Consider the following 11,102-nt stretch of genomic DNA (forward strand, 5'->3'; position numbering starts at 1 on the left):
AAATTCTTTTTTATTTCTCCTTTGTAAGTAATTGAAAGTAATAAAAATCCATAATGTTTTTTGGGTTATTTATACTTTGAAAATATGAAGAATTAATAGTTAAATTTTTTAAATTTAAATCATCACTCTTTTTGCTAAAATTAATTTTTCTTAATAATCAATTAGGAATTTCTTTATTGTTAAATTTATAGTAATCAACTAAATTTATTAGTGTTTCAATATCAAAAAAATACTTAAAATTTTCAAATTCCTTTAAAGTTGAATTCAAAACGTTTTGATTAATTTGCATTTCGAAATCTGGAGCTAATTTTTTTAAGTAAAACATTGATACAAAGTAGTCTAATTTTGCTACATTTGAAAATAAAACTAATTTTTGATCGTCAATATCCTTCATATATTTAAAAACTTTCTCATAAAGTTCTTTACTTCTATATTTTTTGTTATAAAAACCAGTTTTTAATATATATTTAATATTTCTAAAAGTGTATTGATCACTTAAATTTAAAGAATCTGCAACTGAATTAGTTATTGATTTCCTTATAAAATCTAACTTAACATTGTCAAAAAGTGAAGCATAAAATAAAAATTGGTTATTTTGCTTATGAAATACTTTTGAATTAATTATGAATTTGTTATAAAAATCTCTTTTATCAGAAAAAGTATTTCAAAATTCTGCATTATATTTTGCTAAATAGTTCGCTTCAATTAAATTTTTTAAATTAATATCATTAAGGTTTTTTAAATTTAATTTTTGTTTTAAAAAATATTCAATCTCTGTAATTTCTAAATTTAAGTTTTCAAAAACGTTTTTTATAAAAATTAAAAATTTGGTTTCGCTTGGGTATCACTGAAGAATTGATTGATCGAACTTTTCTTGACTAAAAAAACTTAGTATTTTAGGTTTTCAACCTTCTATTTCTCTAGTAAAACTCTTTTTAATTTGTTCGTCTACTACTAAAGACAATAAATAAAAAGCAGTGTCTACTTCTAATTCATCCGTGCTAAGATAATACTTTTTAAAAAGATCAAGTAATTTATTGTCATTTCTATATTTATTCAAAAGTGTTTTTAATCCAATATTTTTTAAAGCATAAAAAATTTCTGCTGTAATTCTATAATCAGCAAAATAAGGATTTTTTTGATTTTCTGTAAAAATACCTAAACCTGAATCATAGTAATAATCTAAATATTTTTCTATTTGATCAGTATAAATTTCTGGTTTTACAGTAGACATTAAATAAATAACATTAGGAAATTCGTATAAATCATAATTATCTAAATTTTTTGGAACAAATTTCTGAATAAAATCATTCTTTATTTCTTGTTATTCAAGATCTAGAGAATTTTGTTTAGATAGCAGAAAAGAAAATCCACTTATTAAGTCTAAATCTCTAACTAATGAATAATCAACAAAAGTTTCAGTTAGAAAACTGTAATTTTTTTGTAATTGAAAATACAAATCTTCTTTTTTATAATCCGTTATTGTTTTATAACTTAAAGGTTCATATATTTTTTGACTGTCTAATACTAAATAATTATCGTTGCTAGATTTATTTTTAACTACTTCATATGTTATTAACCCACTGCCTCCTAGTAAGATTACGATTAAAATACCGTAAAATATTTTTTTCATTTCGGTTTATCCTTTCGAACTTATTATATGGAAATTAAAGTTAAAGCAAGATTTTTTTATACTATTTTTTAGGCATATATAAAAATGTTTTCATAAATAAAAAAAGAAGCCTAGCTAAGCTAGGCTGTTTTTAAAATTATTTTGAACAATGTCCTGTCATTCCACAGTAAGCATTTTTAAATGCATCTTTACCTAATAATACTGAAACCATTTTTAATCCTAGTTTCATTGATGCATCAGCACATCTTGCTGTATAAATATTTTTTGTACTGTGAATAACATAATTTGATAAATAGTATTTACCTTGTAAATCTTTAGCTCAATCACTTGGATATGCACTAAATGGTGTTTTATCATCTAAAATGTTTGCTTCACGTAAAACGTTTGGAGCATCACAAATAGCAAAAATATATTTATGTAACATGTTGGCTTTTTGAATAATTTCTAAAGAAACTTTGTTTTGTCTTAAAGTTTGTGCTCCTTGTCCACCAGGAACAAAGACTGCATGATATTCTTCAAGATTAATTTCATTTACAAGGTTATCAACTTTAACAATATCATATTGTCCTGAAACCTCTCTTTGTTCTGGGTGAAAATAGTCGATTTGTAAATCTGGACTGGCTTTTCTAAGACATGATAAAACTGTTGTTAATTCTACATCATTAAATTTTGGTTCAATAATCACTAATAATTTCATTTTTTACTTCTTTCTCCGAATAATACGGTTATATACTAAATAGATAAAAACTGCAAGTGGTAGCAATACAACAAGAATAAATACAATAATATACATTCTTAGTCATGCTTTATTTTCACTTCGCTTAGCTTCTGCAACGGCATTAATTACCGCAGCAGCATCATTTCCTAAGTAACCTTTTAAATCATAAGTTCTTTTTTTATCGTATAACATTACAAAAGCATAAACAGCTGAAATAATTAGTATAAAAATTAAGCTAATTATTAAAAATTGTTCTGTTTTGCCTGCAAATGCATTGTTTAAAACTTCTTGTCATTTAATCTCAATGTAAAAATTAGAAGCATTCCCGTCGGATGGTTTAGTACCTAAAATAGTATCACCTTTATAATATAAAGCTGTTACTATAATTAGAAAAATTCCAAAATATGTTAAAAAGAATAAGAAAATTCATGTAATTCTTAATCCTTTTAATGTTACTGATTTATAAACATCAGCAAACATAGTACCTGCAGAAGCATCTCCTGTAGTGTAATTATGTCTATAATTTTGTTCTGTTCTTCTTCAAGCACTTAATTTAATGAAATTAAGCACTGTCATTGGTAAGGTAACAACCATTGCTAAACCAATCAAAATAAAGTAGCCCACGCTATTTATTTTCTTTAATTCTTCTGTTGGGTTAGATTTTTTTAAAGTAACACTAAGAACGATACCAAGTGCAACTAATGCAGCAACAAAAAATGTCATTCACATAAGAGCACTAATAAGTTTAATTGTTTTTTCTTTTTTAATAGTTGTAAAAGCAGAAGGGTTAATTTGCTTTTTAGGATCATTATAGACCCTGGCTGGTTGTTTTTCATTTACTCCGTAAGGAACTTGTGTTGTTTTTAAATTCACATCATCATTACCGGATTGTCTGGGACTAAAGTTATTCATAAACCTCCTGTTTTATTTACTAATTATTTTTTGGTAGATTAATTCAGAATTAACTAATTTTGCATTCTCTGGTTTTAAAAGTGTATTTGTAATTCTTTGAGAAATTTCAATTACAAATTCTTTTAAATCAGGATATTTAGTTAATATTTCACTACTTATTTTCTTAAACTCATTGTATGTTTCTGAGTATTGACCTTCTTGAGTTTCTGTTTTTAATTTTTGGTTAATTAAGTCAGCGATTTTTTCAGAAGCATCTGGACTTTCAGGATTAATGTTATTTTCTACCAATAAATTTTCAAACTGATTATTAATATGTTCGATTGTTTTTTCAAATTCTTCTGCTGAATTATTTGAAAATTGACTATAAACATTTTTAATTTCAGTTTCAATATCTGCGCTTCTAATAGCAGTAATTAACATTTTTGAAATTTCATTATCTTCTTTAAACAAGAAATCACCTACTTCGCTGACATAATTACGTAAATCTTGCAATTCTGATTTATCTAAACTTGTGATTCCTCTGTTTGAAATCTTATCAAACAAGTTGGAATGTTGTTTAGTTTTTTCTAAAATAATAATAATTTCTCTAGTTAAACCAGGTGCAACCTTTGCAGTTGATCCAGAAGATAACCATGCAGATGCTTTAACAAATCTAGTTGTTGATGTAGATTCGGCAGCATACACAACAGGCGCAGCCATAGAACTAACAGTAATAACACCTAAAATTCCTGAAATCCCTGAAGCAATACCTCTTTTAAGAAGTAATGATTTTTTGTTTTGAAATTTCTTAACAAATTTCACAATTCCTATTAATCTGACAAGTACTAAAATAAATCCTCAAATTAATTGCACAATAATTACAAAAATTAATGCGAAACAAAGCACAAATGTAGGTATTGTTTGTGCAGCAAAAGAAATTAGTATGTCTGGACCGACTTTATTTATAAATTCACTTGAAAAGGCAATATCAATAATACTTTTACCTAATCATTCTGCACCAAATCTGAAAATTACACATAGTATTAAAATCAGAACAAAAAATACAATATTTGTAATAACTCAACTTTTTCCCGCTAAAAATCCCATAATTAATCCAAAAAAGAACATAAAGATAATTCCAACTGTTATTCAAGGAACAATTTTATCTGCATAATTTTGAATAATTGTTAGATTTTCAATTGCACTATCTATAGCTGAATTCATTATAAGTATTTTGCCTTACTGTTTTTTTGTCAAGGATTTTTAACCTTAATACGATCAATGAATAAATTTCCATTTAAGTGATCTAATTCATGTTGGAAAACAATAGCTAAATATCCTTTTACATCAAAACGCATAAATTGACGATTATAATAGCTATAAGCATCAACAACAATGCGATCTGAACGATGAACAAAACCTTCTTGATTTGGAATATCATCACCAACACTAAGACAACCTTCTCCTTCCTCTAAAGCAACCTTAGTTTGACTTTTAAAGACTACTTTTGGATTAAATAGTACGTCTTTAAAAATTACATTTTTGTCTTCATTTTGAACAAAAACATAAAATACATTTTTTAAAATTCCATATTGTACGGCAGCAACACCAACACCAGGTCTAAACTTAGTATTTGGTTTTTGCGAATCATCAATATGGTAAATCATGCGTTCAGCTAACTCTATATCTTCTTCAGTTAGAGGTAGTGGAACGTCCTGTGATTTTTTTCTTAGCACTTTATCAGGTAAAAGCACCAAATTTATATCAAATTTTTTATTTCCTTCCATATAATTTATTATATAAAATAAAAAATATTACCATAATTATTTAGGAGTATATATGAGCTTTTTGATTAATTTTTTCATTTTTATTTTAGGTTATCTTTTTGGTTCCTTAAACACATCAATTATTTTAGGAAAACTATGAAAAAAACAAGATGTCCGTCAGTTTCATTCTAATAATGCGGGAGCTACTAATTCTTCTAGAGTTTTTGGAAAAAAATTTGGCTTAATCGTTTTAATTTTAGATATATTAAAAGGTTATATTGCTGTATCAGTGATTGGTTTTCTAGCTTTTAGTACCTTGCAAGAAAAATATTTTCTGTTTCCTCTACTTGCAGGGCTTGGTTGTGTTTTGGGTCATATTTTTCCAATTTTTTTCAAGTTTAAAGGAGGAAAAGGAGTTGGATGTAATATCGGAATTTTAATTGCTATTAATCCAATTTTATTTCCGATTGCTGCATTTTTCTTTTTTTCAATTACACTAATTTCTAGATACGTTTCACTAGGAAGTGTCTTAACAGCTTTTTTTATGATTGCTTTTGTATCTATTCCTTGAATGAACACTAGCACTCTAGCTTTCTTAACACCTAAAAATATTCCATTTTGATCTAACACTATTATTTTTACTCTTTCAGCAGCTCTTTTAATTGGTTCTCATTATCAAAATATAATTCGTTTATTCAAGGGTGCCGAACGTAAAATTAATTTAAAAAGAAAAAATAAAACTAAATAATAATCTAGTAGCTAGCATTTTTTATAATCTGTTAGTTTCGGAGTTTTAAAGAGTTATCAAACGAATAGCACTAAAAAATAGAGCTATTCGTATTTTTTATGTCTAAATTACTTGTACAATTTTGATTATTTTCTAATTAAATATACTTTAAGATATTTATATTTTAGAGTATAGTTTCTTTTACTTTAACATAACAATTTGGTGACTTATTATTTTCATTACTTTATTTTTTAAAACCTATTAATTATTGATGCGTTTAAGTTCAAGCTATGTTTCCAAGTAGTAGCATAATATATTAATTTAAAAAAATTGCTAGTAAGCTAGCAATTTCTTTTTATAATTTGAGTTTTTGTGGATGTGTAGGATTGTTATTGATTTTAATATCAGAAATTCTTCCTTTTTTAACATAAAAAACTTTATCAGCAATTTTTTCAATTGTTGGGTCGTGAGTAACCATTACAATTGTTGTGCCATAATTTTTATTAATTTCTCATAAATATGAAAGAACTATACGTGAAGTATTTTCATCAAGAGCACCTGTTGGTTCGTCAGCAAAAATAATTTCTGCATTTTTAGCTAATGCTCTTAAGATAGAAATACGTTGTTGCTGTCCTCCCGACATTTGTGATGGAAACTTATTCTTCACATCTTCCATGTCAAATTCTTTAAATAAATCGTTTATATTTAATTTTTTATCTTTATTTTTTTGTAAATAAGAACCTGTTTCCACATTATCATAACCAGTTAAATTTTGCAATAAGTTATAGTTTTGGAAAATAAAGCTAACATGTTCTCTTCTAAATAAAGTTAATTGTAAATCACTTAAATAAGGTAAATTAGTATCACAAACAATTACATCACCATTACTTGGGCGATCTAGTCCACTTATAAGGTTTAAAAGTGTCGATTTACCACCACCAGACTTACCAAAAATTAAAACAAATTCACCTCTGTTAATGGTTACTGAAACATCTTTTAAAACCCTAGTAGCAACATTACCAGCTAAATAATATTTTGAAACGTTTTTTACTTCAATAATCGCATTTTCAGAGTTTTTTAAATCTTTATGTTCATCTTTTGCACGTTTTTTATTCGAAGCTTTACGAAGTTTTTTAACAACAGCACGATCTAAGGTAATCCGATTAGCACCACCATCAGCATTTAAAATTTCAAAAACATTTTTAGTAGTGATTTTAACGTCAGCAGAATTTTTTGTTAAAACTTGTTCTTGTTCTTGCACTTTAGTTTCTTCTTGCTTGTCTTTTTGATCTGATTTCATTATTTTCCTTTCAATAAGTCTACTGCTTTAATTTTATTAATATTTCTTCAACTAATAATAGAAGTAATAATAAAGACAGTAAAGACAATTAGTACAACTAATAAAATAGTAATTAATGTGATATTAAGTGGAATAGCAATAGCTGCACTAGCTGTTAAGAATGAGCTAAAGATAAACATGAACCAAATTCCTAATGGAATAGCAATAAGTAATGCTCCCAAAATAAATGGTATGTAAATTCCGAAGAACATCTTAATTTTTTCACGATTGTTGTATCCTAAAATACTTCAAATAGCAATGTTCTTTTCATTTTCATTAATTAAAATGGTTGAAATAATAACCAAAATAATTACAGAAACTAAGAAGCAAATTATTGAAATAATTGTAATAATAATTTGCACGGTAGCTGCAATTGACTTAGTATATCCAACTTCAATTTCCTTAGCATCAATTGATGATGCAGTTGCAATATATAAGTCATCATGATAGATTTTAGCAAACTGTTGAATATGAACTGCTGCATTTTGTTTTGCTAATTCATACTCACGTTTGATTGACTCACTATCAGAAACACTTAAATCAAAATTAGGATTTAATCATTTAATAATTTGACTTGGTGTGTAACCTTTACTAATCATATTTCCATCTTGATATGAAATGTCAATATATTTTCCGCCATAAATAGCATCAAACATATCTGATAAATCAGCATTACTCATTTCATCAGTATTAAATGAGTCAATTGATGGGTTATATCCACTATTTGAATAAAGACCAGTTGATCAGATTAACTGTTGTGGTTCATGATCTTTAGATAAAATTCCATTAAACACAGGCGCTCTTTGACTAGTTGCAAGTGTATCTAAACCTGTTAATTTATCAGCAATTTCTTTTGAAATAATAAACTCATTATTAATATATGTATCTGCAATCGCTATGACTTTGAATGTATAACTGTGATTTGGAACTTGATAATCAGGATCAATTACCTTATTTATTTGTTCCTTAAATCGATTTACATGGTTTTTAACATCAATTGTAAATGTATCACCTTCTTTAAGGTTAAAAATACTTTTTGAAACATTATTAATAACCACAGGAATTGGTTTACTTAAATCTTTATTATTTTTTGTAAACTCATCATCAATAGAGTTTAATAAATTATTATTTAGTTTATCAGTAACTTTAACAAATGTTGAGTCAGATTTATAACCATATAACTTAATATTTTGGTTATTTAAATTACTTGCTACGTATGTAAACCCTTCGTCAACTGCATCATGGTAATAAATTGAGTTAAATCCAACAAAGAAATCATAAGTTGGTTGATAAAGTTCTTTTTCTTTATCATCTTTTGCATTTGCTAACTTCTTAAGTTTTTCTTCATTTTGCTCATAAAGTTTTGCATAAGCGTTAACAAGGAACTGACGATATTCATCACGTTTATTATTTGTTGCTATCGTTTGACGTTCAAATTTATTACTTAAATTATTTCATTCATAGTAGTAAAACTTACCTTCCATTGTGTTTTGGAAGTTAGGTAAGTAATAGAAAAAGTGATCAATATTTTCTTTTGTTTTATTACCATCAATTAAATTACTATCTATTTCGTTTCCATTTGCGTCTTTAGTTTTTTCAAACACAAGTCCAGGTTGAGTAGATTGGAGTGCAAAACCAACCTTATCACGCACTTTAATAATTCTTGATTTTTGTGTATCTGGCAATGAGTTGTAAACTAATTCTCAAGGATCCACAGAAACTGAAGAACCTATTTTGATATTAACCGAGAATTGCGTTACTATATGTCCGTCAAAAATGCTTGGATTACCATTTTTTTCATCATCATTAAAAGCAGGAGAATACCCAGCAGCAAAGTATCTATTTTGATATAAATTAGCTTCTTTAATATTTCCAACAGGAACATATAAAGAATTATTAAGCTGCTCTCTTGTTAAATAAAATGGATTTAAAGGACCATTTTCTGAAGTTGGTGAAGCTAAATCGTATTTATAAGTATAATGACGATTTTGATATGTAGAGTTAATTGAACGATCAAAAACTCCAAAAGTACCAAAAGCAAAAACTGTTGTAATACTTGCTAATATAACAGATACAGCAAATGAAAGCAATTTACCTGTACTGTTAAATAATAAAGCAAATGAAAACTTAGATTTAACATTTTTAGTTTTAATTTTGCTTGAAATTTTTTGCATCGTTGCAGAAGTGTTAAGTTCAACTATTCCACTCATTAAATCAATCGCTTTATATCTCAATGAATGTAAAGCAATGAAAATAATTAAAATTGACATAGCGACTAAAGGAACTAAAATATTTACTACTAAGGAAATAATTGAGAAATTGAGAGTTTTAATTGGGATAGTTCAGTAAGCTTGTAATAATCCGATTCCTAATCCATGCATTAAAAATCCTGCAAAGTAACCTAATAAACCACCTAAAAAGATAGTAAAGAAAGCAAATGTTGTAAGTGAAATAGCAATTTGCATAGGTGAGTAACCTTGAGCAACTAAAATACCAATAACTTTATTTTTATTAGAAATATAACGTTTAATAATAAAAATAATTGATACTGTAACTAAGAATAATAAGATGACTAAGAAAATTAAAGAAACTAATCGAACTGATTTAACAATCCCTTGAGTTGTATAAATTCTCATTGCTCTTTCAGGATTAATTGGATCAATTTCTGTTGCTAAATAAACTCTTTTGAATCCAGTTTTTTGATTTGTAGATTTAATTACAATATTTTCAAATTCTTTTTGTAAAGCTAAGAGTTCAAGTTGCGGAGTATTATCAGCCACTTTTACTGTAAGATACTCTTTAACAACATTCCCTCTAAATGATTGTCTAATTCTATCAAAACCATATTGATTTACATAAATGATTGCTTGATTTTTAGTGTTGACTTGAATATTGTTTTCATCTACTACAGGATATAAATAGTCAAAAGAAATGTCTTCACCAATAATGATAAATTCAGAACCACTAATGTTTACTTTATATTCACTTGGTAAATCACTAAGTAATTGTGTTATTTGGATTGGATTATTTGGTATTGCTCCTGTATAAATTTTCTTGTTATTTTTTTGTAATCAAGAAAAGTTTACTTTTGCAAAATATGAAGGTATTTCATTAAATTTTAAAATCGAACTAGAATAACTGACACTTGTAATTGAGTTCATTCCTTTAATCATGATATCAATTAGATTTAAACCAAAAGGAGTATATTTTTCTAAATCGCTATCTACTGCTTTTTGAATTTGCACAATGTAATCATTATCAATTGCTACATATAAAATATTGTCTTTTTCTACTACGATATTATCTGGTTTATCATCTTTTTTAGGACTTAATAATTTGTATGCTTGTTTTTCATCTTCAAATAAAGTATAAAAGTTAGTAATCTTTTCATTTAAAAAGTAACTAAGGTTGGAATTATCTTCAGCAAGTTTTCCAATTGAATTTGTATCAGTAAGCATTCATACAAGTAGCTGTGGATTTTTATTTCTTAATAATGGGTTAATTAGCACATCAGAAATTCCAATTGAGCTAAGAACAGGTAAGCTAAATTCGGTATTTAAAACATAGTTTAAAATTTTGATTTCTTCTTGCACATTAGAATCAGAAAGCATTCCATTAATTAAGTTATCTAAAACAACAGATAATAAATTGTTGTATTTTAATTTGTACCCTCTAATTGTTTCATTACCAGCATAATTGTTATAAAGCTGACTAGTTCCAATGTAAGCAAAAAGCTTAGTGATTTCTACTTTATTTTCATTAATAAAATCTGAAAATTGTAAATGATCGCTAATTCAATCATGAACTAAATTTTGAGCTTTTGATGCATTTTGTTCAGTAAATAATCTATTACTAAATTTTTCTGGATAAGCTAGTGAATAAGTGACACCGAAACCAGAATCGCTAGCTGCAACAATATTTTTGCTATTTGCTTCACTTAAATCAAATGAATTAACTTCTTTTAATAATTCAGGATTGTTAGCTAAAGCAATTAATGAATTTAAAAACTCGATTTTTGCTACCATCGG

General features: G+C 26.5%; 9 protein-coding genes. 1 reads left to right on the plus strand and 8 read right to left on the minus strand.

All coding sequences use genetic code 4. The annotated features are described in order from the left end of the window. Window positions 1–10 precede the first annotated feature (10 nt). The 6 genes from EI91_RS03235 to def all read right to left on the minus strand — a co-directional run bounded on the left by EI91_RS03235 (window position 11) and on the right by def (window position 5,029). Complete coding sequence (locus EI91_RS03235) at window positions 11–1,234, minus strand: hypothetical protein (protein WP_036453021.1); 1,224 nt, start codon at window positions 1,232–1,234, stop codon at window positions 11–13. A 90-nt stretch (window positions 1,235–1,324) separates the two neighbouring features. Beyond that, complete coding sequence (locus EI91_RS03240) at window positions 1,325–1,633, minus strand: hypothetical protein (protein ID WP_036453023.1); 309 nt, start codon at window positions 1,631–1,633, stop codon at window positions 1,325–1,327. A 136-nt stretch (window positions 1,634–1,769) separates the two neighbouring features. Beyond that, window positions 1,770–2,330: a DJ-1/PfpI family protein gene (locus tag EI91_RS03245; protein ID WP_036453026.1), complete on the minus strand. Its 561-nt coding sequence runs from the start codon at window positions 2,328–2,330 to the stop codon at window positions 1,770–1,772. 3 nt (window positions 2,331–2,333) lie between these two features. After that, window positions 2,334–3,263 (minus strand): MSC_0882 family membrane protein, encoded by a 930-nt coding sequence (locus EI91_RS03250; RefSeq protein WP_036453027.1) that lies wholly within the window; start codon window positions 3,261–3,263, stop codon window positions 2,334–2,336. A 12-nt stretch (window positions 3,264–3,275) separates the two neighbouring features. Then, window positions 3,276–4,466 (minus strand): hypothetical protein, encoded by a 1,191-nt coding sequence (locus EI91_RS03255; protein ID WP_036453029.1) that lies wholly within the window; start codon window positions 4,464–4,466, stop codon window positions 3,276–3,278. Beyond that, complete coding sequence (def, locus tag EI91_RS03260; RefSeq protein WP_036453031.1) at window positions 4,466–5,029, minus strand: peptide deformylase; 564 nt, start codon at window positions 5,027–5,029, stop codon at window positions 4,466–4,468. The genes EI91_RS03255 and def overlap by 1 nt, the downstream gene beginning before the upstream one ends. 52 nt (window positions 5,030–5,081) lie before the next feature. Between def and plsY the strand changes: the two genes are divergently transcribed. After that, on the plus strand, window positions 5,082–5,756 hold the full coding sequence (gene plsY / locus EI91_RS03265; protein ID WP_245597295.1) for a glycerol-3-phosphate 1-O-acyltransferase PlsY: 675 nt from the start codon (window positions 5,082–5,084) through the stop codon (window positions 5,754–5,756). A gap of 334 nt (window positions 5,757–6,090) precedes the next feature. Here the strand turns inward: plsY and EI91_RS03270 are convergent, their stop codons facing one another. Then, window positions 6,091–7,035 carry an ABC transporter ATP-binding protein gene (locus EI91_RS03270; protein ID WP_084178004.1) on the minus strand — a complete coding sequence of 315 codons (945 nt, stop codon included), beginning with the start codon at window positions 7,033–7,035 and terminating at the stop codon, window positions 6,091–6,093. After that, the coding region (locus EI91_RS03275; protein ID WP_036453040.1) for an FtsX-like permease family protein at window positions 7,035–11,102 on the minus strand (4,068 nt) is incomplete at its 5' end. The genes EI91_RS03270 and EI91_RS03275, both read right to left, overlap by 1 nt.

It is taken from the genome of Mycoplasma buteonis, assembly GCF_000733865.1.
GTDB classification, from domain to species: Bacteria; Bacillota_I; Bacilli_A; order Mycoplasmatales; family Metamycoplasmataceae; genus Mycoplasmopsis; species Mycoplasmopsis buteonis.